We start from the raw sequence: 24,891 nt of genomic DNA on the forward strand, positions 1-24,891 counted from the left end.
GACTTATGGTTATTTTAACCATAAATACTTGCCAAGTAAAGTGGGAAACCAATTTTTCTGACAGTTTTTTGGCGGTTGCCCATCTATAGCGGTTCCCTAATGTATGAGGTCACCTCAACTTGATGGGACTCGGCGGACAAGGGGCTTAAGCCCCTTGTCTATAATTAACCCGAGTGAGAACCGCTATCGATTCCAGGCAATTTATACGGGACAGTCTGGTCGGCCAAGGTAGGTCTGAATGCTGAAATAACAGCAGGAAAACTCGCACCTATTTTTGGTGAAAACCAACTTTACCGACCCCTGCCTAGTCACGACTCCCTCATGGGGTGGTGCTAATGGGCCGCAGGGCAGTGCACCTACCAGGGCAGCACATCTCCGTTGGCGTGCCAAAAGGTGCCGCTGTTTTCCAGGGTGAGGGCATCAATACGCTCCAGAAGTCCGGTGACGGACTGGGTGGGGGTAATGCCGCTTGCCGTGAACCCCGTCATCTGGGTTTGGACCAACCCTGGGTGCAGGATGGCGACGGCAATGCCCCGAGGTTTGAGATCATGGGAGAGGGATTTACCCGCCATAGACAGGGCCACCTTAGACATGCGGTAGCCGTAGGAGCCACCGGAGGTATTGTCGGCAATGGATCCCATGCGGCTGGTCATGAGCACCACCTTGGACCCCGCCTGGAGATTGGGCAGCAGCGCCTGGGTTAGGCGCAGGGGGCCGAGGGCATTGACCTCAAACTGGCGGCGAATACTGTCAACATCTAGCCCGTCGAGGGTGACCCGCTCGAAAATCCCAGCGTTATTGATCAGCACATCTAAGGCTGTGTTCTGGAGACGCTGCACCAGAACGGCAATGGATTCGTCATCAGTGATATCAATATCGGGCTCAACTTGTACCCCCAGTCTTTTTAGATCCTCAGAGGGGGTACGGCAGATGGCGATAACGCGATCGCCCCGTTGCTGGAGTTGCTTACAGTACTCGTAGCCAATGCCACGATTGGTCCCCGTCACCAGATACGTTGCCATGGTTTTTTCTAGATCTCCTTGGAAATTTCTAAGCGTTATAGCAGTTGCCCATCCAGATTAGGACAAGGGGCTTAAGCCCCTTGTTCGTTCCAGGCTTTGAAACGTCCGGCTCTTCCGACCTAGACATGGGAAAGAGCCCCTGAGGGCGAGAAGTGGAGAGAGAAAGAAACGCTAGGAAGGGGTGAAGTGCGCAAGTTCAAGTCTGAAGTGCATCAACCTGGCTCAGAACTACTGCCAGCCTTTGCAAGCATTGCCAAGGCCAGAGAACACCTATGCCCTATTGACAGTGGGCCTTGCGGGGATTAAAGGGGTGAGCATAGACCTGTGGAGACCCTACCAGAGTTTGGTCGAAGAGATGATGCCGAATGCGACGGTAGTCGCAGATCGATTCCATGGTTTGATGAATTGACATCATACTTTGAACTGAGAATAACAACGGGGTTGTAGAGGGAATAAATAACAAGCTTAAGTTGATTAAGCAATTGGGTTATGGCTTTTCTAATTTCGACAATTTCAAGTTAAGAGGTTTGTTGCCGTGAGCATTTCCGCTTAAAGCAGCATAACCAGACCGGAAGAGGCGATTTTGCCTCTACACCCTTATTGTCATACAGATTATGCAGAATTAGCTTCTCAATCCACTATCGGTAGCCGAATATAGAACTCAGTGCCTTGGTCTAACTCTGAATGAACTTCTAATGTCCCATCGTGTTTTTCTACCACAATTTGACGGGCTATCGCCAATCCTAATCCTGTTCCCTTGCCCATCCCTTTAGTTGTAAATAAATGATCAAATATTTTGAATTTCACATCTTCTGACATCCCAGCACCATTATCACGAATGCCAATTTCCACAATATTCTCTGCTATTGACGCTGTGGTTTGAATCGTGATGATCTGAGGCTGGGCCTCTAAATCCCTAAAGGAAAATCCCTGAGCAGATTCATCAAAAACATCAATAGAATTTGCCAAAATATTCATGAAAACCTGGTTTAGCTGCCCAGGAAAACATTCGATAGATGGCACCTCCCCGTAGTTTCGAATTACTTGAATAGTAGGCCGATACTCATTTGCTTTGAGCCGATATTTGAGCATCAGCAGGGTACTCTCAATTCCTTCGTGCAAGTTGACCTTGATTTTGCAATCGGTATCCGCACGGGAAAAGGTGCGTAGGCTAGTACTAATACCTTTGATGCGATCGGTGGCACCCTTCATTGATTCCAGAAGCTTCGGTAAGTCCTCACTTAGGAACGCCAGATCAATATCTTCAGCCTTGTCTTGAATCGGGGCGGCGGCATTAGGATGATGTTGCTGATAAAGGGCAAGATGTCCGAGCAAATCTCGCGCATATTCCTTAGCGTTGTTAATACTGCCATTGAGAAAGCCGATGGGATTATTAATTTCATGCGCGACCCCAGCAACGAGATTTCCCAGAGATGCCATTTTTTCCGCTTGCACCATTTGGAGTTGAGCTTGTTTCAAATTACTCAATGCAGCTTCCAATTCTTCGGCCTGTTGCTGAAGCTTGATCTCAGCTATTTTGCGCTCGGTAATGTCATCTACTAGCGACGCCACTCCAATTAATTTGCCATCCTCATTTACAAGTGGACTGTTATACCAAGCACAAAAGATTATCTTGCCCTCTTTTGTGATGTTTTCGTTGATATTGTGATGGCCACCCTGTTGCGATAGAAGATCGGAGTTTATTTTGGCGAATTCGACCCAATTTTTTTCAGGGACAAGAAATTGTACTTGACGACCCAGAGTCTCTTCTTGGGTATAACCAAATATTCTTTCTGCTGCTGGGTTCCAGCTAGTAATTTGCTGATTAACATCCCACTCAATGATCGCAAGGGGAGTTTGTTGAACTAACAACTGAAGCCTTTTCTGAGATGCTCGCAAGCTAGACTCTGCGGCTCTCAACTCCATCAGAGAGTTCTCTAGCTGCTGAGAGTATTGTTGTGATTGTTCATATAGCCGAGAATTTTCCAAGGAGATGGCAGCTTGAGCACACAGCAGATTGAGGAGTTCAACGCGATCCTCTGTGAATGCTCCCTTAACCAAATTGTTTTCTAGGTATAAAACGCCTATAAGCTTTCCTTGATGCAAGATGGGGCTGCACAGAACACTTTTAGGCTGCTGAAGAATGACATAGGGATCGCTGGCGAGAGTTGGATCTGCACTAGCGTCTATTAATACGGAAGTTCGACTATCATGCTCGACTCTATGAACTAGCTTTAGGGGAATAATATCCTGGCTATCTTCAACAGGAAGACGCTGTAAGACAACAGGATCAGATCCTGCAATTATTAAACCTTTTATTAGTAGGTGGTTATTTCGCAGGAGCATCAACACACATTTACTCGCTCCAGAATTTTCAAGAACGATAGAGAGCAATGATGCCAATAGTTTATCAAGTTTGATCTCGCTAGAAAGAGTCTGGGAGGCTTTTAGGATAGTGGCTAAATCTAGCGAACTGACAAGATTAGAACTAGAATTGGAATTAGAACTAGATTGAGTAGGCGTAATATCTCCTGTGGCAAAGACGGTTTCATGAATGGAAAGGGAAGGGTTTATTTGTTGCAAGATGGGGGTTAGTAAATGCGGGTAGCGATGTTCCAGATCGGCAACTTTTGCATTAGCTCCCCAACGAGCATAGCCGTAGTAGGCTTGGGTCATATAGCGGATTTCATAATTATGCGGCACAATAGCAGCAATGGGTGAACCAGCTTTTAATGTCCGCTTCAGAGATGTCCTCAAAGGCTATTTCAAGGGCTTCTGATAGCGCTTGATAAGTCCGTGCCCCCAGTGCCCTGAGAATTGACTTTAGCTTTGACCAAAAGTTCTCAATCGGCGAGAAGTCCGGCGAATAGGGCGGCAGATATACCAGACGTGCCCCTGCGGCCTCAATCAACTCCCGAATCATGTCGTCCTTATGAATGGAACAGTTGTCCATCACGACACAGGCCCCTGGCCAAAGGTTGGGCACCAGGCGAGTGGCCACAAATGCCTCAAAACTCAAGCCGTCAAAGGCTCCTAAAATCACCGCCGAAGCCACTACCCCAGCCAAGCTTAACCCTGCCACCAGGGACACATTCTTCCCCCGCTTGGGCTGTTCTCCATAGGCTCGTCGGCCTTGCAGCGCCCAGGCAAACAACCGAATCAACCCCAGATTAATCCCCGACTCATCGATAAACACCAAGTCTTCAACTCGGATGTCTCGAATCTCATCCCAGTACTCCCCTCGCAACCGCTGTACCCGATCACTCACCTTGTCACTGGGGTGAAGGGCTTTTTTTTTACGGGTGAACTGAAGCCGCTTCATCACCCGACACATCGTGGATCGACTCACCGTCACCCCATACTGTTGAGCCACTTCGGCGCGAAGCTCATCTAAGGTCAGATCAGGGTTCGCTTCAACGAAGGCTTGAACCCCCTGCATCTGCGCCTCATCCAGTTCCCTCGGTCGCCCAGGACTGGTCTTGGGGGCAAGCTCACCCGTTTCCCGATACTGCTTCAGCAGTTTCACGATAAAACTTAGAGTCACTCGAAATCGCTGGGCTAACTGGCGCTGCGAAATGCGCTCGTTCTCATAGGTCTCAATAATCTTCTGTCGCAAATCGGTGCTGTAGGCCTTCATCGGCTCCTCGCGCTTTTTCTACCCGCTATTCGTACCACATCTTTGTGAAATCCGCTATATAGTCCTGCGCAATACGGGACTTACCCCATTCTAGATAGAACTTGGCCGCCAGTTCATTGGCAAGAGCTTCTTCCTGAATATACCCATTGGCGCTAGCTCCAGCGATCGCCCGATCGTAAAGATCAACAGCTAACAGCCAGTCCTGGAGCAGTCTTGCCTTTTCTGCTTCCACCAAGTTGTATTTATGTTCAAAGTTGGCGGGTGCATTAGACATCCACAGCTTCATATGGGTTTGGTTGACATTAACCTGCTGCAACACATTTGAGATTTCTTGCTGTGAGGCTTTTTCAGGGCTACTTTCCGTCCGAGGCAAATTATGATGTTGAGTGAGCAGGGCAAGGGAATAATAGAAATTATGGGTGCTAACTGTAATAAACCCAGGCACCGCATCCAAGTAATTAGTGGCCTGACTTGCATAATAAGCAGCACCTGCATACTCTTCAAACAAATAATTAAGAATGCACTTCGCAACGTAAGCTGCGAATGGCAATGTGCGATCGTTACCTGAACAGAAGGTTGGCAAAAGCTTTAATTCGTCGAAATACCGACCTGACAACTGCATAGGATCAAGTGCTTCGCCAAGCAAGTTGGAAACTAATTGCTGCCAAACTTTGGCGTTGTAAATTGCATGATCTTGCTTGGTTTGTAGAAGAATATCAAGCGCAATAAACTGTTTATCTTGGACTTGTTTTAGTGGCTCTCCTGCCAGAAAATAGTGTGTGCAGCCGTGAGCTGCGGCATAACTAGCATACTCAATATCTCCGGTTTCAAATCCAATTTGGCTAGCTCGTGCCAATGGATCAACCGTATCTCGAATTGGCTGTTTCCAGGGTTTAATAAAGCTATTAAATAGATTGTTAACTCGGCACTCTAGTTCTTTTGCAGAAAATCGCTCTACTGTTTTGAGGGCTAGCAATCCAGAGTAATAGCCTGTATCCAGATGTTCTTCAAGTCCACACAACAAAAGACCGTAATAGATGTAACCGCTGGCGGTGGCAGAAGCTTGACCATGTTCTAGGCTCAAGGCAATCATCTTGGTCACTATGCATGGCAGAAGGGCTGGCTGAGTCGTGTATGCAGATGGGAAAAGGGCCATCAAAATACGCTGAATTGCAAGCTGATTAGGATCCGTCATCATTGGCAAGCATTCCATCTCTGCCATCGTAGGTAGTTTGATCTCTAGTAGAGACGGAGCCTGATCTAAGTCAATACCCAACAGATCCAGTGCTAAAATCCCAGCTTCAAGAGCTTTGGGCATTTCTGCCTGAGCCATATACATCTGAATTTGTAGTTCATAAATCTTGACGCGATCGAGCAAGGTAGTCGTGTGCTGCAAGACCACATTGGCTAAAGTTTGTGCCTCAGTAAAATTAATGTCCAGATATTCAGCTTCGACCGCAGATTCATAGAGCGATAAAGTAAGGGAATAATGATTTTTCCAGCTCTCGATTGTGAGCAAACTAATTCCAGTACGAAAATATTGTGCAGCCGCAGCATAGGCTGTAGATGAGCGTGCTTTCTGCCCAGCTAGGAGATTGAGTTCAGCAAACTGATGACGTTCTTCTAAAGATGTAATGAATTCAATCCCGGCATTCAAATGATTGACGATATCAAAAATCCTTTCCTCCTGCTCTACCTGAGATGCGCTCCTTAATAGCAATCGTCCAATCTTGAGGTGGGTTGCCTGTTTTTGATCATTTGGAATCAAGGAGTAGGCCGCTTGTTGAACGCGATCGTGCAAAAAGCAATAGGTTAGATTGACATCCTGTTCTTTATGAAGGTGTTCGGCTTGATTGGATTGGAAGAACTGATACATGCGGCTGGTTGGAATCACCAACCCTTCCTGCAAGGATTCCCACAGGGCGATTGCAACCTGCTGAGGTTCCTGCTCTGAAACAATGGCTAGGGTCGCCAGATCAAATTGATTACCCACACAAGCTGCTAGCTTCAAAACCGATTGAGTTTCGGGCGGTAGTTTTTGTAACTGGTCTGCCATAAACTCCACCACATCATCAGTGAGAGTAAGGGCATCCACCTGAGCCATATCGCAGATCCAATAGCGGCGGCTTTGGTCAAAGTGAATCTGCCCATCTTCGTGCAGGGATTTGAGGAATTGCGTGGTGAAAAAAGGATTGCCTTGAGTCTTGCGATTGACAAGTTGAGTTAATGGTTCTGCTAGGTCAAAGGGACAGTGTAGGGTGTCCGCAATCAGAGCATTTGTGTCATCAAATGACAAGGGTTTTAGGGTAATAGTGTGAATCGTTTTTTTGTCTTTTTTGAGTTCTTCTACTGTTGCGATAAATGGATGAGTTGAAGATACTTCATTATCTCGATAGGCTCCTATCACTAACAGGTGACCACCGTTTTCCATCAACAATTTCAACAATTGGAGCGAGGCCAAATCTGCCCACTGTAAATCATCTAAAAATAATACTAGGGGATGCTCGACAGTGGTAAAGACCTGAATGAATTGTTGAAACAGTCGATTAAAGCGATTTTGTGCAGCATTGCCCGACAATTCTGGAGCGAGGGTTTGCTTGCCAATGATCTGCTCTAGTTCAGGAATGACCTCTGTTAAAACTTGACCATGTTCACCTACGGCTGCTAGAACTTTGGTCCTCCAGCGGTCGATGTGAGTATCGGATTCTGAAAGGAGTTGCCCCATCAAATCTCGCAGGGCTTGGACAAAGGCTGATAGGGGAATACTGCGGTTGAATTGATCGAATTTACCTTTGATAAAGTAGCCGCGCTGACGCACGATAGGCTTGTGGACTTCATTGACCACCGCTGTTTTGCCAATTCCCGAAAATCCCCCTACCAACATAAGTTCCGAAGTGCCTTCGGCAACTCGATCAAATGCCTGGAGTAGGGTTTGCACCTCGGTTTCCCGTCCATAGAGGTTTTCGGGAATCAGAAAGCGATCGCTCACATCCCGTTCTCCTAATTCAAACGGGGCGATTGCCCCTGTTTTCTGCCACTGGGTTAAACATTGTTGTAAATCATGCTTGAGTCCCAGCGCACTTTGGTAGCGGTCTTCCGCATTCTTCGCCATCAGTTTTGTGACGATCGCTGCCACCATTCCGGGCACCGCTGCATTCACTTGATCAACAGGGACGGGCAACATTGCCATGTGATAATGCACAAGTTCCAATGGATCGGCGGCGATAAAGGGTAGCGTTCCTGTCAATAGCTCATACAGCGTTACACCCAGGGAATAAAAATCAGCCCTATAATCAATACCCCGGTTCATCCGTCCGGTTTGTTCGGGCGCGATATAGGACAGGGTTCCTTCTAAAACATTGGGGTTTTGAATCTCCTGAGTTTCCTTGGGCAATAGGGATGCAATACTGAAGTCAATGAGTTTGACTTGCTTTGACTCGGGATGAATCAGAATATTGGCGGGTTTGATGTCTTTATGCACCACCCGATGTTGGCTGAGTCCGTGGAGAATATCTGCCAATTGGAGGGTGATGTCCAGTACCTCTTTCCAATCTAGGGGCTGTAACTGAAGATATGTCCCTAAGAGGGTGTCTGAAAAGCTGGAATGTAGGTATGAATTAGCACGTTAGTCGCCTTAACATGACTCGAATATTGGCCACATAAATCCATGCCTCAGCGGTCTCTGGTAGGCGCTCATAGTCTTTACTCAAGCGGCGGCAAAAAGTAAACCAGCCAAATGTGCGCTCCACCACCCACCGCTTGGGTAACAGCACAAATCCCTGCGCACAGTCGGGGCGCTTGATCACCTCAATCACCCATCGAAAGCGGTCCATGATCTCTTTCATGAAATCGTTACCGCTATATCCCCCATCAACCCAAATGACACACAGGCGAGTGAACCACTGACTAACCTGATGCATTTTTTCTAGCACCTTTCGTGCGCCATCCCGCTCAGGGAGACTCGCTGCGGTAACCACAACCATCAGCACTAAACCCATTGTGTCGACCACCACGTTTCGCTTCCGACCTTTGACCTTTTTGTTTGCATCGAAGCCGACCGACTCCGAAATGTAGACATCGCTGTTCACCGACTGACTATCCATCACCGCTGCACTGGGAGACGCTTCGCGCCCCTCCGTTAACCGCACCAACTCCCGCAATCGGTGATTGATGTGTTCCCACACCCCATCATTGCGCCATTGGCGAAAATAATGGTAGACCGTTTTGGCCTTCGGGAAATCATGGGGTAAGCACCGCCACTTGGTGCTATTGTCCAGAACGTACAGAATCGCATTGACCACTTCTCGCATATCCGTGCTCCGAGGTCGTCCACCAGGCTTCGCCGGAGGAATCAAGAGAGAGAGAATATCCCATTGTTCATCAGTCAAATCGGTGGGGTAGGATAATCGCATTGCCCTCAAAAACCCTATCAAGTGTACTTACTGACTGATAGAGTAGCGTTTTTGAGGGCCTTTCTACTTCTCAGACACCCTCTAAGGCCACGCCTCCCCAATCTTCCATGACGAGGGCATAGCTACTGCCCAAGAGTTCTAAGCTCAAAGGCCGGACAATACCGGGAAAGGAGAGATTTTTCGCAATCTCATATTGATTGCGAAACTGCACCAGTTCGCCAAAGCTTGGATAGTCGCGTCGCAGCATCTTAATCACGACTGGATGCTTAGTCGCTATTTGTACGGCTCGATATACCGCTGTTCGAGAACCCAGATACACTTGTTCAACAATGCTATAGCCGGAAATATCCGGGAATGAATGAGGTGTATGTGGGTTTAGAGATTTCATAGGTCGGGATGGGCGGCGCGAGCCCGAATCAGGTCGAAGTATCTTCAATTAAGGTTCCCAATCGTTTGGACGATCGCACCGCACCATAAACGGATATGCCACAGGTTGGTCAGCAAAGCAGACCATATTTTTGGCCAAGGAGTATCTTCGGGACTATTACTCTGAAGGGGTGACCTCTCACTCCGGACGGCAGCCTCCACAGACCTTTGTCCGCTGCCTTAGGGATCTGCGGGTTAATAGTGTACCCGCAGATCCCTTATGCCCTCAGCCCTCGCAACACAGGGCTATTGGGGGCAGATTTATGCAACCGCTAGCTTTTGCTGGGGGGATGCTGGGCGAGGACGCGGGCTAGGTAGTGGCCCGTGTAGGAATGGGGATGGGCGGCCACTTCCTCCGGCGTGCCTTGGGTGATGATTTCACCCCCGCGATCGCCCCCTTCTGGTCCTAGGTCAATGATCCAATCAGCGCAGCGAATCACATCTAGATTGTGCTCAATGGTCAGCACTGAGTTGCCCTTATCCACCAGCCGCTGCACTACATCCAGTAACTTGTGGACATCGTAGAAAGAGAGTCCGGTGGTGGGTTCATCAATCAGATACAGGGTCTTGCCTGTGGCGCGGCGGGCCAGTTCCGAGGCCAGCTTCATGCGCTGGGCTTCGCCACCAGAGAGGGTGGGGGCGGTTTGGCCTAGGCGCACGTAGCCCAGGCCCACATCCACCATGGTTTGTAGGCGGGCCGCAGCCTTGGGAATATTTTGGAAGAAGTCTAGGGCTTCCTCAGCGGTCATGTTCAGGACATCGGAGATGGTCTTGCCCTTGTATTTCACCTGGAGGGTTTCGCGGTTGTAGCGGGCTCCCTTGCAGACTTCGCACTGGACATAGACATCCGGCAGGAAGTTCATTTCAATGACATTCACGCCCTGACCGCCGCAGGCTTCGCAGCGGCCCCCCTTGACGTTGAAGGAGAATTGACCCGCTTTGTAACCTCGGGCCTTGGCCTCTACGGTGGTGGCGAAGAGGTCGCGGATGATGTCGAACAGCCCTGTGTAGGTGGCGGGGTTGGAACGGGGGGTGCGGCCAATGGGGGACTGGTCGATGACGATGGCCTTATCCAATGCCTTCAGGCCCGAGAGCTTTTCCAGATCCTGGGGGAAGGGCACCTTGCTGCCGAAGTGGTGGCGCAGGGCTCCATAGAGCAGGTCATTGACGAGGGTGGATTTGCCTGATCCTGACACTCCGGTGACGCACACCAGCTTGCCCAGGGGAATTTCCACATCCAGACCCTTGAGGTTGTTGCGGTTGGCCTGGTGTAGCTTGAGGACACGGCCATTGCCCGGTCGCCGTGCGGCGGGGGTCGGGATAGAGCGGCGGCGGGAGAGGTAGGCTCCGGTGAGGGAGTCTTGGGCCTCCAGCAAATCTTGGAGCTGGCCCTGGGCGACGATGCGACCGCCGTGGACGCCTGCACCGGGGCCGATATCGACGAGGTGATCGGCGGCGCGGATGGTGTCTTCGTCGTGTTCGACGACGATTAACGTGTTGCCCAGATCCCGCAGGCGGTGGAGGGTGTGGAGCAGGCGATCATTGTCCCGTTGGTGGAGGCCAATGCTGGGCTCGTCTAGAACGTAGAGGACGCCGGTTAAGCCAGAACCGATCTGGGTGGCGAGGCGGATGCGCTGGGCTTCACCGCCGGAGAGGGTCATGGCGGTGCGGTGTAGGGTCAGATAATCCAGGCCCACATCCAGCATGAACTGGAGACGGGCACAAATTTCCTTCAGGACCAGATCGCCGATTTGCCGCTGGCGGGGGGATAGGAGGGGGGTATGGCCGTCGGCCCCCATCAGTTTTTTGATCCGGTCTAGGCATTCCCGAATGGAGACGCTGGTGAGGTCTTGAATGGTGTGGGGTCCGATGCGGACGGCTAGGGATTCCGGCTTTAGCCTTGCTCCATGGCAGACTTCACAGGGTTGATCCACGAGATACTTTTCTAGCTTTTGTTTGTAGGTGTCGGAGGTGGTTTCCCGATACTGGCGCTCCAGCATAGGTAGCACCCCTTCGTAGAGGCGTTGGTAGCCCTTGCCATCGCGGTATCGAGAGTCGGTTTCTACATAGATCTTCTCGTCGGACCCGTGAAGAACAATTTCCTGCTGCTCTGGGGTGAGGGTTTCCCAGCGGTCCTGGATTTCAAAGCCAAAGGCTTGGCCGACGCTGAACAGGAGAGAGAAGTAGTAGGTATTGTCCTTCTCGGACCAGGGCGCGATCGCGGCATAGACCGGCAGACTAGGATCCGGCACCACCAGATCCGCCGAGAAGGTGCGTAGGTTACCCAACCCATGGCAATGGGGGCAGGCTCCGTAGGGAGAATTAAAGGAAAACAGCCGAGGCGACAGTTCCTCCATCACCGCCCCATGCTCAGGACAGGCGAAGTTTTCTGAAAACACCAATTCCTTCAGCTCTTGAGCCTCCGGCGGTTTCAACGTCTCCGACACCACAGCATAGGTGCCATTGCCCTCCGCCGCCATCGGCAGGCGATCGGAGAGGATGCCGGGATTCAGAGGCACCACCTTGGTCGTGGCTTTTGCGGTTGCGGCGGCAGCGGTGGCTGTACCCCCATTCCCCTGAGACGTACTGTCAGGGGTGGAAATCACGTCAATGATGGCAATGCCTTCAGATCGCTTGAGGCAGGTTCCCAGGGAGTCCGCCAGTCGCTCCTGCAAGTCGTCCTTTTTCACCAAGCGATCCACCACCACCTCGATGGTGTGGGCATGGTTTTTATCCAGCTCAATATTGTCGTTCAGGTCTACCACGTCGCCGTTAATGCGGACGCGGACAAACCCTTCCGCCGCCAGGGCAGACAGGAGTTTCTTGTGGGTACCCTTTTTGCCCCGCACCACCGGGGCTAGGATTTGAAAGCGGGTGCGATCGGGCAGGGCCATGATCCGGTCCAGCATCTGGTCAATGCTCTGGGGGGAAATAGCGCGATCGCAGTGGGGACAATGGGGCTCCCCCGCCCGTCCAAACAGGAGTCGCAGATAGTCATAGATCTCCGTCACCGTCCCCACCGTAGAGCGGGGGTTGTGGGAGGTGGACTTTTGATCAATGGAAATGGCCGGACTTAGCCCCTCAATGGCATCCACATCGGGCTTGTCCACCTGGCCCAGGAACTGACGGGCATAGGCACTGAGGGATTCCACATAGCGCCGCTGGCCCTCAGCAAAAATCGTGTCAAAGGCCAGAGACGACTTGCCCGACCCAGAAACCCCGGTGAAGACAATAAGCTGATCCCGAGGCAGTTCTAGATCGACATTCTTGAGATTGTGCTGCCGCGCCCCGCGCACCTTAATTAGGTTTTCCTCTGGCAGGTTCCCTACAGGCGACTGACCCTGGGTAGAACTAACAAGATTCGCAGCCATAGTGTCAGGCGGTGTGGGCTCAGTCGGAGGAGGAGACTGGGGCATAGGGACAAAACCAGGGGCAGTGAAAACTGTTCTCGCTGCAATGGAATCCGGACCGGACACAGGCCAGACCTAAAACAGTTCTTAACAATACTAACCTGTGGCTTTACTAACCTGTAGTTCTCGGCCCTATTGAGAATCCGGGGGAGTTATCCGCTACCTCAGCATGACCCCAATACAGACCGAATATTGCCACCGGGCAGGGCAGATTTTGAGTGACCATACCTGAATTTCCTGCCAGGAGCCCAATATCGGGCAAGCACCCTACGGCTAGTTGCTCCTCCGGCGCAACCGACCCAACCCAAAATGTTGGGTAATGCCCGGAAGAAACAGAGGAAAGCCTGTCATTCCGAGCACAGGGAGGGATCCTGGTCTGGCTCACGGAGATCTGATCTCGACTTATGCTTCGCTGCCCATCCGCCAGGGAATAAATTGCCCTGGCTCATCGCAGAAGTCCGTTAAAGGAGACATCCTGCATTGGGCGCGGAAACCGCGCCCCTACCCCATCACCCCATCACCCCTAAGCCCTTCGGGCAGGCTTCGCCCACACCCCATCACCCCATCACCCCATCACCCCAATACCCCCCCACCTAGACCGTTTGGGCTACAGGCACTGCCTCTTGGCGGGCAGATCCTTGGCTACCGAGCTGGATCAGTTCTACCTTGTAACCGTCAGGATCACTCACAAAGGCAATGACGGTACTGCCATGCTTCATCGGGCCAGGTTCTCGGACCACCTGACCGCCCTGGGCCTTGATCCTGTCGCAGGTGGCGTAGATATCATCTACACCAATGGCAATGTGGCCATAGCCTTCCCCCAGGTCATAGTGGTCCGTGTCCCAGTTGTAGGTCAGCTCCAGCACCGTATGGTCCGCCTCATCCCCATAGCCGACAAAAGCCAAGGTAAACTTGCCGCCGGGATAGTCCTTCTGGCGCAGCAGTTTCATCCCCAGCACCTCGCAGTAGAACCTGAGAGCAGCGTCGAGATTTCCCACCCGTAGCATGGTGTGCAGTAGTCGCATCGTGTCTCCTTTTGCCATGACTGTCTGCACTTCAGTATAGAAAAGCCCAGGGGGAAGTGAGGTGGGGCCAGTCAAGGGCCGTCATAAGCCGTCGTAAACTGAAGGATGGCGTTGGTACAGAGGGCAACATGGGGACAATCGCACAGCAGGTTGCGGCTCTGCTGGGGGAAACAGCGACTCAACCCTGGGAGGCAGTGGACCCTGACCTGCGCCAGCGCCTCACTGCTACCCTGCGGCCTGACCGAGCAGGACGCATCACCCCCCCCCATTGCATCGCCCAGCCTGCCACCCTTGAAGAACTGGCGGAACTCATGACCTGTGCCCATCGGGAGGGCTGGCGGATCCTGCCCTGTGGCCACGGCACCAAGGTGGCCTGGGGCGGTCTGGTAGCCGGGGTAGATCTGGTGGTGAGCACTACCCGCCTCAATCGAGTGGTGGACCATGCCATCGGCGATCTGACTGTAACCGTGGAAGCAGGTCTGCCCTTTGCCCAGTTGCAAACCCAACTGGCCCAGACCGGACAATCCCTGGGACTAGATCCCGCCTATCCGCACCGGGCTACCTTGGGGGGCATCATCGCGACAGCGGATACGGGAGCCCTGCGCCAGCGCTACGGCGGGGTTCGGGACCGGGTTATCGGTATCACCCTAGTGCGCCATGATGGGCAAATTGCCAAGGCTGGGGGCCGGGTAGTGAAAAATGTGGCGGGCTACGATCTGATGAAGTTAATGACGGGATCCTACGGCACCCTGGGCATTGTGGGACAGGCCACTCTCCGCACCTATCCCCAACCCGAGGCATCTCAAACCGTTCTACTAGCGGGGGCCGACACCACCATCGGTGACCTAATGGCAGCGGTGCGGCGATCGCCCCTTACTCCCGTGGCCATGGATCTGTTGTCCCCCAGCTTGCTAGCGGCCACTGGAACTGACCTTGCCGATACCGGCACCTACGGCCTTGCCCTACAATTTCAAGCCATTGCCGCTGGGGTGGCGGAACAAGCTCAGGTCTTAACTGCCCTGGCAGGGGATCGGGGGATCTCTGGAAACATCCTGACCGCTGGCACTGATACAGCCTTTTGGACCCAAATCCAAACCGAGATATGTCCCCAGACAGAACCGGGACTGCTTCTGAAGGTGGGCATTTCTCCCGCTGACGCCTTGGCCCTGATGGCATGGCTCACCACCCACCTACCACCGGGTTGGCGGGGCCGTCTCCACGCCAGCAGTGGCATTGGCCAGCTTGGGATGTTGCCATTTCCCACAGCCCGAGAGACTCTGGAGCAACTGCGGAGCTTTTGCCAGAGGCATGGCGGCTACTGTGTCCTGCTCAAAGCGCCCCCAGCGGTGAAACAGGACTTTGACGCCTGGGGACTGAGTGTTGATAGCCGCCGTCTGATGGCGCTGCTCCAGGCCCAATTTGACCCCCAGGGTCGCCTCAGTCCAGGCCGCTGGGGGTAGATCGATGCGGGAATTTCTGTATCCTTTGCTAGCTGGCAAGTGATATAAAATCCGCGCTTAAAATCCGCGCTAAGGCTAACGCTAGGGCGGAGCCTGCCCGGAGGGCATAGGATGGTTGCCCAGTGGGTGGGGGACCAAAGTTGGCCAGGGAGACGAGTGGCCAGTGAAGCGGGATGGCACAATGAGCCTTGGTATTGAATCAATGGCGGCATGACTTCACAAATCACCTTCAATTTGCTCCAGGGCTCAGTTCGGTTTAGCTTCTCCCCAGAGGTGGCCCAGGGGCTCAAGCAGTCCCTGGGGGATCTCATGGCTTCTCTAAAAGCGATCGCAGATCGTACCGCCAGTGGTGGGCGGCGATCACCGGAGCCCTCCTTGGAATATCAACACGCTGGGGAGATCTTTCTGGAGGTCTTCTGTAACCCCAATATTTGGCCCAACCCCTTTGCGGCTAAACTGCTGATCACTGTGCGGGATGATCGCATTCGGCTAACCACCGAGGCTGAACTGCCGCGTATTCTAGAGGATGTCAATCAGTACCTAGAGACCGTGGCCTAAGCGCCTTGAGGAGACGGGTTAGAATCGGAGACGTAGCTGGTGAGACTCGGGCCGCAGGGGGAATTATCTATCCCCTCGGTTAACACCTATGGGTTAGTCTCGCCTATGCTCCTTTTCGTCTGCTCATTATTCTGTTGTTGGCATAGCTAAGCCGCATTCACCATGAACCCAGATACTCTGACTCAGACGATTCAAAAAAGCTTCCGCGTCACCCTAGGTGCAACAGCATCGTTGTTGGAGGCGCTCAAGGATCCCCAGGGATCCCAGGCTAGGTTTGCTGAGATTGGTAGCGATGTCGATAGGCTAACCGAGGAACTAGAGTCCCGAGGGGTTGCCACCGAGCGGGAAGCCCGAGAATTGGTGGATAGCCTGATGACTCAGGTGCCCAATCCTTTCAACCCCACCCCTGCCTCTGATGCTACGGTGGATACTATTGCGACGCCGATTGTGGACCCATCGGTCCAGATGGATCTCGCCCTTTTGACCCAGGAATTGGCTACTCTCCGGCAGGAAATTGATGCCCTGCGGGGCTTCCCCCAGAACTAGGGGCGATCTGCGTTGGCCCATGGCTGATTGAGCGTTGAGTGCAATGGCTGAACCAATTCCCCCCATTACCCTGCCTCCACCTGAGGATCCTTTGCAAGAGGGAGAATGGCTCCAGGCGACCCTACATCGGTGGCTTGATCAGGAGTTCATCCCCGAAGCGGTGAATGGAGAGATTGCGGCGCGGGCTGCCCAGGTTTTTGTCCGACAACGCATGGAGGGGGAAAATGACTTGGGTTCTCTGGTGGTGGCCATTGTCATGGAAATGCAGGGGTTTGACTTTTCCCAGAGCTTCTATGGCGAATTTGCGATCGCAAATGCTGTCAGCGATCTCCTCCTCGATAGTCTAGGGATTGATCGCTGTTGTGGTGCAGGCTAAGGGGCACGAACTAATCGGGCGAATTCCTAACTAGCCGCCACATCCACCACTGGTCCTTCCTCCGCCACCGTATTTACCCCCTGGGGTCGCCGCCGCACCTTCTCCCCAATCAGTTGGCTCAGTTCTGTCAGCATCAGGGTTGCCAACAGACCATCATCAATCCAGCCCACGATGGGAAATACATCGGGGATCAGGTCCACTGGGCTGATGAGATACAGCATCGTGGCACCAATGACCAGCCAACGGTACTGGGGATGGCGAATGAAGCGCCGGTAACCTTGGTAAAACGCCTGGATGAGATACTTCATGGGGAGAACCCTAGTCCTGTACATGTCTCCATCATCATGACGAAGGTGGGGAACAAGCCCCAGGGCGAAAACCGCCCTTAGGGTTCGCAAAGGCCGATATCCCAGCGGGTTTTTCCCACCATGGTTGTACAATCCGCCCTCAACCGTCCCCACCTGCCCCGGTCTTGGCGATCGCCGCTGACGGTCATCCTGGGGGGCATCGCCATGGGTCTGTGCCCTGCTCCGGTGAATGTCTGGCCCCTAGCCTGGGTGGCCCTCGTGCCTCTGTGGCTAACGGTGGCCAATCCGTCCAAATTCACCTCTCCAGGATGGGCCTTTCGTCAGGGGCTCTGGTGGAGCCTCACTTACCATGGCATTGTCCTGTCCTGGATTACGGCTCTCCATCCCTTGATGTGGCTGGGGGTACCCTGGCTGGGCAGTATTGCGATCGCGGCCTTTGCCTGGAGCTTTATCACCCTACTGGGGGGCGTCACCTTTGGGGCCTGGGCCGGGTTAATGCACTGGGCTGGTGCCCGGTGGTCCCTCAATGCCCTCCAGCGACTAGTGCTGGGGACTGCCCTGTGGTGCGCCCTAGAAACCTTGCTGAGTTGGGGGCCGCTCTACTGGCCCTCCCTGTCCTACACCCAGAGCCCAACCAATAGCTGGATTTTGCACCTGGGTCAGCTCTCGGGGCCGATGACGGTGACGGCAGCGATTGTGCTGGTAAATGGCTGCTGGGCTGAAGCTTGGATGGCCCAACGGCGGGGGCGATCGATCGGATCCCCTGCCCACCCAGCCCGACGGCCCCTTTCCCCTTGGGCGGGGATCGGGCTGGGGCTGTGGCTCGGGTTCCATAGCTTGGGGGCAGGGCTGATGTCCCTGGCCCCGGCAGATAGCGCCGAACAGGGGCTGACGCTGGGCTTAATTCAGGGGAATGTCCCGACCCGCATCAAGCTCACCCCCGAAGGAATGCGTCGGGCCTCACGGGGCTATGCGGAGGGCTATCGCGCCCTAGTGGCCCAGGGTGCAGAAGCGGTCCTCACCCCAGAGGGGGCGATCCCGGAGGTATGGCTGGACCACACCCAACGCCAAAGCCCGATTTATCAGGCGGTGGCGGAACTGGGACGGGTGCTGTGGCTGGGCACCTTTCGCCCCGTAGAAACTCCCCTGGGGCGCAGCCTCACCCAGAGTCTCGTGACCCTAGATGGCAATGCCCAGGTCATAAGCCAGTACGACAAGGTCAAGCTGGTGCCTCTGGGGGAATACATCCCCTTTCCGGCAGTGTTAGGGCGGATCATTTCCCGGCTCTCCCCCCTGGAGGGCAGTCTCTACCCTGGAGCCCTACCCACGGGGCTGGAAACTCCCTTTGGCAGAGCCATTGTAGGGATTTGCTACGAGTCAGCCTACAGTGACCTGTTCCGGCGACAGGCGGTCCGAGGCGGGGAATGGATCATGACCGCCTCGAACAATGATCCCTACCCGCCTCGGATGATGCTCCAGCACCATGCCCAGGATGTGATGCGGGCCATTGAGACCGATCGCTGGGCGCTGCGGGTGACCAATACAGGAATTTCCGGTGTGGTTACCCCCCGAGGGGAAACCCGGTGGCTGGCCCCTCACCATGAGTACGTCACCCATCTAGAGCAAATTTACCGCCGCCGCACCCAGACCCTCTATGTCCGCTGGGGAGATTGGCTCACCCCTTTGCTGCTAGGGCTGGCCGCGATCTCGCTCTTCACTCGCCCCATTTACCCCCCCATTTCCCCTTTGCATTCCCAAAGCCGGGAATAAAACCGTGGGATCACCTGAAGACTAGGGATCACAACCATAAAGTTTGATTTAATTCCCAAGAGATTCAGCATTTACACTGAGACTTTCCGGGATTGTAGCCACACCCGGTGTTAAGGGTGTTAGGGGGCGATTCGCGATCGCGCATTCGGGGGACTATATTGCTGGGGCAAGAACTCCGTAATATTACTGGAATACTACCGGAATATTACTGGCGCAACAGCCGCCAGATTCTCAGGACCAGCGCTACGGCATGAGTCGCCCATATCAGTCCTCACTGAACGGCTCCATTGTGGGTGCTATCAGAGTGCTATCAGGGTGCCGTCAGCTAGCGAAACTCCTTCCTTCGTCACTATGAGTTCTCTTCCTAACTTGGCAGCGGAATACGCCATCTACTACAAGATTGTCCTAGAAGCAGGACAAATTCGTCTGAGACTCTGGGAAATTGCGCCGGATTCTCAGAAAAATCCCTATCCCTACCTCTACCTCGTCAACTACGGCTTCCACCATCGAGAGGAGGCTGAAGCCTTCCTACGGGAATACCTGTTTTTGAATGGAGCCTTTGACGTGCCAGAAAGAAACCTGCCCCCAGAGGGACAGGTCGAAATCTTGCCGTTCCCCACTTGGAATTAATGGGGCAACGCATTCAGATCAGGCGGGGCTGAGGGGAAAGATGACCATCAGGGCCAAAACTGCGGTCACGGCATAGAAGGTCGCCACGACGCGAACTTCAGACCAGCCTGACAATTCAAAATGATGGTGCAAGGGAGACATGCGGAAAAATCGCTTGCCGATGCCGTCTGGTCCCTTCGTGGCCTTGTAATAGGTGACTTGAATAATGACCGAGAGGGTTTCAGCAAAAAACAGCAGGGTGAGAATCAACAGGGGAAAAAGTTGGCCCGTGAGGATGCCTACGGCGGCTAAAGCTCCCCCTAAAGCCAGGGAACCTGTATCCCCCATGAAGACCTTGGCAGGATTGCGATTGTGAACCAGAAAGCCGATACAGGCTCCACTCAGGGCGGCACAGAACCCCATTAGTTCCGGGTGGGTGGGTGCCACGATGGCCCCTAGACCCAAAAGTGCGATCGCGCCCGTGCCCCCCATTAATCCATCTAATCCATCAGTGAGGTTAGTGGCATTACTCTCCGCCACCAGTACAAACCCCGCCATGGGCCAAAACAAGGCCCCCAAGGGCAGGGCTAAGCCCAGGGGCAGGGCCACGGTAGTCAGGGTGGAGGATTGGGTCAGCAGCACCCAGAGACAGAAGAGGGCGGCAAAGACGATCTGGAGTCCGAGTTTTGTGCGGGGGGAAATCCCTTTATTGGATTTGCGGCGTAGGACTTGCCAGTCATCGAGCCAGCCAATGAAGCCATAGGACAGGGTGAGGAGAGCCGCCGCCAATACTAGGGGTTGGGCACCGCCCACGAGCACCCCCACAAGTACCCCCGCTGGGATCAAGAAAATGCCGCCCATGGTAGGCGTCCCGGCTTTTTTGAGGTGAGCCTGGGGACCATCTTCACGAATGAACTGCCCCGCCTTGAGGGATCGCAGCAGGGGCACCACACCGTACCCCGCTGCTGCCGTTATCGCTGCCGCCCCGACCCAAGGCAGGGTCAGGGAGGTGATTTGCCCCAGCCGTCCCCAGAGGGCGTCTAGTCCTAGGGCCAGTAACAGCAAGCCACCACCAACCCAAGCTAGAAGGGTTTGTCCCGAAATAACCGTGTTGTTAATCGGTCGTGTCGATGAAAATTTTGCGTCCACAAGCGCGTTCACTCCTCACAGATTGCCACTCACACCACTCCAGTACCCAGGCGGGAACAAATTCCCTACGCCTCAGCGAAATCCTAGGTTTTCCCCCATCGTTTTACCATGCAAACCCCCAGAACGTACTGGCAAGGCAAGGGTTAAGGTTTCTATTGGGGAAAAGAAATTATCTGCATGGGGCACATCGATCTATGCCTATGCCCCTAGGACATTACGATTCGGTCAGATGACGTTTCGTTCTAATCGTCGTCGTCACCGCCAAGGCTGAGATCGTCGTCGTCGTACTTATCGCTGTCTCCCATCAGATCGGACAGTTCTTCGCTGTCAGCCTCTTCCTTGACGACCTCGGCAGGTTCGCGGGGTTTCAGCCGCCCCGTGCCTTCTAGCCACACGAGAATAGAGGGTTCTTGCTGCGCAGGCAGCACTTCAGCTAATTGGCTACGGGGAATCTGACGGAGAGAGGGGTTATAAACCATAGGGATAAACTATTTCCTGAAATTGGCAAAAAATCAAAACTTGGGGTGATTAGCATAACAGAAACCCCTTGGGCAGTTCTCTGGTCCTGCTGGGCGGACATCCTCTGGTCCAAACATCCTCTGGTCCAAATGGACCATCGCGGCTTGACTCAAACTAAGCCCGCCTAGAGTTTACCACTGGAGTGTTAGACGACATCCCTGGAAATGTCAATTCTCCCTGAAGGAACGTAACGTTACTAAGCTGTAGGAAAGTCCCTATGGGTTATCCCGAGTGATCCCGACCAACCTCACAGGGAAGATACGGGCGATCGCGGCGGTAGCAATGCCTTGTTGTTTATTACTACGGACCTATGCTGGGAAAATCGGAACTAATTGAGGCAATTTCCCCAACAAATCGCGGGCTTTTAGCCTCTAAACAAGACCAACAGGCCATTGGCATCGCCATCGCTCGATTAGAGGAGCGCAACCCCACCCCCGAGCCCTTCTCCGCCCTAGATTTGCTGGGGGGAAACTGGCGCTTGCTCTACACCACCAGCAGTGAACTGCTGGGGATCGACCGCTTTCCCCTCTATCGCTTGGGACAAATTTACCAATGTATTCGTCCCGATGAGCAGCGCATCTACAACATTGCAGAGGTGGTGGGGGTACCCCTACTGGAGGGGTTGGTGTCGGTGTCGGCCCGGTTTGAGGTCGTGTCTCGTCAGCGGGTGAATGTGGCCTTTGAGCGCGGTGTCTTTGGACTCCAGCGGATCTTGGGCTATACCCGGCCTAGTGCCTTGATCCAGACCCTTACCACCCAAGCCAAATTACCCCTGTGGCAAGGCATCGATTTTCGCATCAACCGGGAGTCATCGGGCTGGCTAGAAGTGACCTACCTGGATGCGGATTTGCGGATTGGTCGGGGCAACGAGGGAAATGTTTTTGTACTGCGAAAAGCGGCGCTGTAGAATCTCCCCCGAAACCCCCTGAAAAATTCCTCAGAAAGCAAAAAAAACGCGCTGAACCGGGGCTCAGCGCGTGGGGGGAATGTATAGGTCAGCTCGTTGAGATTCAGAAATTACCAACCCCGAGTCGGTGCTAGGGCATTACCCCGCAATAGACTCCCCAGGGTTTTGGCCGTGATCTTCATTTGCACGAGGGGATTGGCGGGCACGACGGTCTTGTAGAGATAGCTGTCAAAGGTTAGCTTCTGTACATCCATGTCGGCGCACATTTCCACAAAGGCTTCCCGCGTGGCGTCGGTGCGATAGAACACCCGTTGCAGCAAATCCAACACCAGATAGGTGGTGCCGTACTGCTTATCCCAGCGCTTCAGGTACACCTTGAGATCTGCCTCGGTGGGGATGCGTTGTCCCCCCTGGGAGAATTCCACGATGGCCTCGGCGCACATGCGGGCGGACTTGGCAGCAAAGTAGATGCCTTCGCCGGAGGACTTGGTGACGGTGCCAGCGGCATCGCCCACCAGGGCCACCCGACCCACCACCCGGCGCGGGCGGGGATGTTCGGGAATGGGATGGGCTTCTACCTTGATGATCTCGCCGCCCTCTAGGCGCTTGGCGGCGCGGGCGCGAATGCCTGCCTGGAGTTGTTTGATCTTGGCCTGGTTGACCCGCATGGTGCCGGTGCCCACCGCTACGTGGTCATATTTGGGGAAGACCCAAGCGTAGAAGTCGGGGGAAACATCGTCACCCACGTACATCTCCGCCAAGTCTTCGTAGTAGGTCATTTTGTCTGCGGGCAGACGGATGCGTTCTTGAAATGCGATCGCGTAGTTGTAATCTCCAGCTTTGATCGCTTTGGCCACGCGAGAGTTAGCCCCATCGGCCCCGATCACAAGATCCACTTGTAGGCTCTTATGATTACCCACTAGCCCCTCTTCACTATGATCTGCATAGTGCAGGGTGTAGGGGTCACTTTCGGTCTGGGGTAGTTCCAGCGTGTGGACGGTGCCATTGATCAACTTGGCCCCTAGCATGGCAGCGCGATCGCGCAGGAACCCATCCAACACTTCCCGGCGGCACATGCCGATATATTCCCCATCCTTGAGGGTGCTGCCGATATTCACTTCGATGTTGGAAGGGGAGATCATCTTCATCTTTCGCACTTGGCGATCAATGATCTCGGGGGGCAGGTCAAATTCTTCCACCATACAGAGGGGAATGGCCCCTCCACAGGGTTTGGCATTATCTAATTTGCGTTCAAAAAGATAGGTTTCGATTCCAGCCTTAGCGAGAGTCTCAGCGGCAGAGGATCCCGCTGGCCCTGATCCGACAACAGCAACCCGAAGTGACAAGGGAATTTCTCCACACGGTACAAAGCTACGGAAAGTATCGTATCACGGGGGTTTGGTGGATCTGGAGGCACTCTCGCCGTTGTAACTGGAATGAAACAGTCATTAACATTCTGATACCGCAAGGCATCGACTGCGCCCAATGCAAGGTTTTGGTCGATTAACGCAAAGCTCCCCATTGCCCACCTAGGTGGGCAATGGGGAGCTTTGGTGCGGGTTGACAAGTGGGGGTCAAAACTCCAGATCCGAAGATGGGCAACGGTTACAGGCTGTCCAACTGGGTTTTGAGTTCTTCCAACTCGGCATCTACCGCCTGGTCTTGAGGGGCGGCCACGGGCTCGTCAGAAGCGGGCAGCGAGGATTGGCCGACGGACCCACCCGCCAGTTGGGCCTTCATGGCCGCCAGTTCATCATCCACATTGCCACCGGATTCTAGGGCCGCAAATTGGCTCTCTAGATCGGCTCCCGCCAACTCTGATGCAGCCTGGGATTTGGCCTCCATCATCAACACCTTTTCTTCCATGCGCTCAAAGGCTCCCATGGCACTGCCAGTACTCATCTGGCCCATGGTGCTTTGCAATTGCTCGTTGGCCTTCGCGGCGCTGACCCGAGCCTTCAGCATGTCCTTCTTGGTCTTAGCTTCGGAGATCTTGCTCTCTAGGCCAATCAGGCTTTTCTTGAGCTGGTCTACCTGGGTGACTTGGCCGTCCAGTTGGGTCTTGAGGGAGGCAGCGGTGTCGGTGTTCGCCTTCTTACGGCTCAGGGCTTCCCGCGCTAGGCTCTCATCACCCTTTTGCAGGGCCAGTTGTGCCCGTTGGTGCCAGGTATTGGACTCGGACTGGGCCTTCTCGTATTGCTGTTGAACTCGCTTTTGGGAGGCGATCGCCTGGGCCACGGCCTGACGCATTTGGATTAAATCCTCCTGCATGTCGATAATGGCTTGATCTAGGATTTTTTCTGGATCTTCGGCGGCGCTAACGGCGGCGTTCAGGTTGGAGCGAACAACTCGGCTGACTCGATCAAACAACCCCATGACTCTGAGTTTCCTTCCAATGTATGTGTGACTCGTCGGAGGGTATCCTTTCGCAGGGATGCTACGCACCAATGCGTTGGGTCCGTGCAATGTGGAACGCTTAGGCAGTCCCTAGACTCCCAGGCTGGCACCTAGACAGCAGGATGCCCACACCTTAGCCTTATACCCGGCGGTCGGCCCGGTTTCCTTAACCCTTTGAGAGAAACCCCTTGGGCGGCAGGTCACTGCCTGTCTCTAGTCTTAGCACATGGCTCTAAAGCTGCCCCTATCTCTGCTGTATGGCTTTGGTCAATTTCTGGCTTTCCTGGTTCCCAGGCTCTGCCTGGGAATCCTCCCCGAGGCTCTGCCTTGTCGTTAGAAAACGGCAAGGATTTACGCCCT

Annotated in this window: 21 protein-coding genes and 2 pseudogenes; 9 read left to right on the top strand and 14 right to left on the bottom strand. The window is 53.8% G+C overall.

Features of this window, described 5'->3' with window-relative positions:
• Nucleotides 1-356: 356 nt before the first annotated feature.
• The gene (locus tag LEP6406_RS0205825; RefSeq protein WP_008316547.1) at nt 357-1,022 is read right to left on the bottom strand and encodes an SDR family oxidoreductase; all 666 of its coding nucleotides are present in this window, start codon (nt 1,020-1,022) and stop codon (nt 357-359) included.
• A gap of 310 nt (nt 1,023-1,332) precedes the next feature.
• Between LEP6406_RS0205825 and LEP6406_RS35590 the strand changes: the two genes are divergently transcribed.
• Entirely contained in the window at nt 1,333-1,431 is a 99-nt protein-coding gene (locus LEP6406_RS35590) for a transposase (RefSeq protein ID WP_225886663.1), read from the top strand.
• Nucleotides 1,416-1,561: pseudogene (locus LEP6406_RS30935) on the top strand (transposase); the annotation flags it as partial. The gene LEP6406_RS35590 and the pseudogene LEP6406_RS30935, both read left to right, overlap by 16 nt.
• A 91-nt stretch (nt 1,562-1,652) precedes the next feature.
• On the opposite strand, the gene LEP6406_RS0205835 reads toward LEP6406_RS30935, so the two are convergent.
• The 8 genes and pseudogenes from LEP6406_RS0205835 to gloA all read right to left on the bottom strand — a co-directional run bounded on the left by LEP6406_RS0205835 (nt 1,653) and on the right by gloA (nt 13,932).
• Nucleotides 1,653-3,698, bottom strand: a complete 2,046-nt coding sequence (locus LEP6406_RS0205835; protein ID WP_008316546.1) for a GAF domain-containing sensor histidine kinase — start codon at nt 3,696-3,698, stop codon at nt 1,653-1,655.
• A 16-nt stretch (nt 3,699-3,714) separates the two neighbouring features.
• Complete coding sequence (locus LEP6406_RS30940; protein ID WP_027268884.1) at nt 3,715-4,659, bottom strand: IS630 family transposase; 945 nt, start codon at nt 4,657-4,659, stop codon at nt 3,715-3,717.
• A 25-nt stretch (nt 4,660-4,684) separates the two neighbouring features.
• Nucleotides 4,685-7,648 carry an ATP-binding protein gene (locus LEP6406_RS0205845; protein WP_263971242.1) on the bottom strand — a complete coding sequence of 988 codons (2,964 nt, stop codon included), beginning with the start codon at nt 7,646-7,648 and terminating at the stop codon, nt 4,685-4,687.
• A gap of 84 nt (nt 7,649-7,732) precedes the next feature.
• Nucleotides 7,733-8,221 (bottom strand): annotated as a pseudogene (locus LEP6406_RS34675) (serine/threonine protein kinase); the annotation flags it as partial.
• Between the two features lie 55 nt (nt 8,222-8,276).
• On the bottom strand, nt 8,277-9,071 hold the full coding sequence (locus LEP6406_RS0205850; RefSeq protein ID WP_027268711.1) for an IS5 family transposase: 795 nt from the start codon (nt 9,069-9,071) through the stop codon (nt 8,277-8,279).
• A gap of 70 nt (nt 9,072-9,141) precedes the next feature.
• Nucleotides 9,142-9,327, bottom strand: coding sequence for a hypothetical protein (locus LEP6406_RS32685; protein WP_155834638.1), 186 nt, complete (start codon nt 9,325-9,327; stop codon nt 9,142-9,144).
• Between the two features lie 442 nt (nt 9,328-9,769).
• Nucleotides 9,770-12,868, bottom strand: a complete 3,099-nt coding sequence (gene uvrA, locus LEP6406_RS0205860) for an excinuclease ABC subunit UvrA (RefSeq protein ID WP_008311479.1) — start codon at nt 12,866-12,868, stop codon at nt 9,770-9,772.
• Between the two features lie 632 nt (nt 12,869-13,500).
• Complete coding sequence (gloA, locus tag LEP6406_RS0205865) at nt 13,501-13,932, bottom strand: lactoylglutathione lyase (RefSeq protein ID WP_008311478.1); 432 nt, start codon at nt 13,930-13,932, stop codon at nt 13,501-13,503.
• 128 nt (nt 13,933-14,060) lie between these two features.
• Between gloA and LEP6406_RS0205870 the strand changes: the two genes are divergently transcribed.
• From LEP6406_RS0205870 to LEP6406_RS0205885, 4 genes are all read left to right on the top strand, one after another.
• Nucleotides 14,061-15,392 (top strand): FAD-binding oxidoreductase, encoded by a 1,332-nt coding sequence (locus LEP6406_RS0205870; protein WP_008311477.1) that lies wholly within the window; start codon nt 14,061-14,063, stop codon nt 15,390-15,392.
• A gap of 210 nt (nt 15,393-15,602) precedes the next feature.
• Nucleotides 15,603-15,950 (top strand): hypothetical protein, encoded by a 348-nt coding sequence (locus LEP6406_RS0205875; RefSeq protein ID WP_008311476.1) that lies wholly within the window; start codon nt 15,603-15,605, stop codon nt 15,948-15,950.
• A gap of 162 nt (nt 15,951-16,112) precedes the next feature.
• A complete protein-coding gene (locus LEP6406_RS0205880) occupies nt 16,113-16,496 on the top strand; it encodes a hypothetical protein (RefSeq protein ID WP_008311475.1) in 384 nt (127 codons plus the stop codon).
• A 43-nt stretch (nt 16,497-16,539) separates the two neighbouring features.
• A complete protein-coding gene (locus LEP6406_RS0205885; protein WP_008311474.1) occupies nt 16,540-16,872 on the top strand; it encodes a hypothetical protein in 333 nt (110 codons plus the stop codon).
• Between the two features lie 26 nt (nt 16,873-16,898).
• On the opposite strand, the gene LEP6406_RS0205890 is transcribed toward LEP6406_RS0205885, so the two are convergent.
• Nucleotides 16,899-17,180 (bottom strand): YkvA family protein, encoded by a 282-nt coding sequence (locus tag LEP6406_RS0205890; RefSeq protein ID WP_008311472.1) that lies wholly within the window; start codon nt 17,178-17,180, stop codon nt 16,899-16,901.
• A gap of 120 nt (nt 17,181-17,300) precedes the next feature.
• Between LEP6406_RS0205890 and lnt the strand changes: the two genes are divergently transcribed.
• Nucleotides 17,301-18,950, top strand: a complete 1,650-nt coding sequence (gene lnt / locus LEP6406_RS26740) for an apolipoprotein N-acyltransferase (RefSeq protein ID WP_008311469.1) — start codon at nt 17,301-17,303, stop codon at nt 18,948-18,950.
• Between the two features lie 351 nt (nt 18,951-19,301).
• Complete coding sequence (locus LEP6406_RS0205900; protein ID WP_008311467.1) at nt 19,302-19,580, top strand: hypothetical protein; 279 nt, start codon at nt 19,302-19,304, stop codon at nt 19,578-19,580.
• Between the two features lie 18 nt (nt 19,581-19,598).
• On the opposite strand, the gene mraY is transcribed toward LEP6406_RS0205900, so the two are convergent.
• Both mraY and LEP6406_RS0205910 read right to left on the bottom strand, forming a co-directional pair.
• Nucleotides 19,599-20,708, bottom strand: coding sequence for a phospho-N-acetylmuramoyl-pentapeptide-transferase (gene mraY / locus LEP6406_RS0205905; protein ID WP_008311465.1), 1,110 nt, complete (start codon nt 20,706-20,708; stop codon nt 19,599-19,601).
• A gap of 242 nt (nt 20,709-20,950) precedes the next feature.
• On the bottom strand, nt 20,951-21,187 hold the full coding sequence (locus LEP6406_RS0205910; RefSeq protein WP_008311463.1) for a DUF3134 domain-containing protein: 237 nt from the start codon (nt 21,185-21,187) through the stop codon (nt 20,951-20,953).
• A gap of 350 nt (nt 21,188-21,537) precedes the next feature.
• Here LEP6406_RS0205910 and LEP6406_RS0205915 point away from each other — a divergent pair, with 350 nt between their 5' ends.
• Entirely contained in the window at nt 21,538-22,134 is a 597-nt protein-coding gene (locus LEP6406_RS0205915) for a PAP/fibrillin family protein (protein WP_008311462.1), read from the top strand.
• 110 nt (nt 22,135-22,244) lie between these two features.
• Here LEP6406_RS0205915 and chlP read toward each other — a convergent pair whose 3' ends face one another.
• Together chlP and LEP6406_RS0205925 are read right to left on the bottom strand one after the other, a co-directional pair.
• Nucleotides 22,245-23,480 (bottom strand): geranylgeranyl reductase, encoded by a 1,236-nt coding sequence (chlP, locus tag LEP6406_RS0205920; protein WP_008311461.1) that lies wholly within the window; start codon nt 23,478-23,480, stop codon nt 22,245-22,247.
• A gap of 259 nt (nt 23,481-23,739) precedes the next feature.
• Nucleotides 23,740-24,510, bottom strand: coding sequence for a PspA/IM30 family protein (locus LEP6406_RS0205925; RefSeq protein WP_008311460.1), 771 nt, complete (start codon nt 24,508-24,510; stop codon nt 23,740-23,742).
• Between the last annotated feature and the right edge of the window lie 381 nt (nt 24,511-24,891).

Source organism: Leptolyngbya sp. PCC 6406 (assembly GCF_000332095.2).
GTDB lineage: Bacteria > Cyanobacteriota > Cyanobacteriia > Phormidesmidales > Phormidesmidaceae > PCC-6406.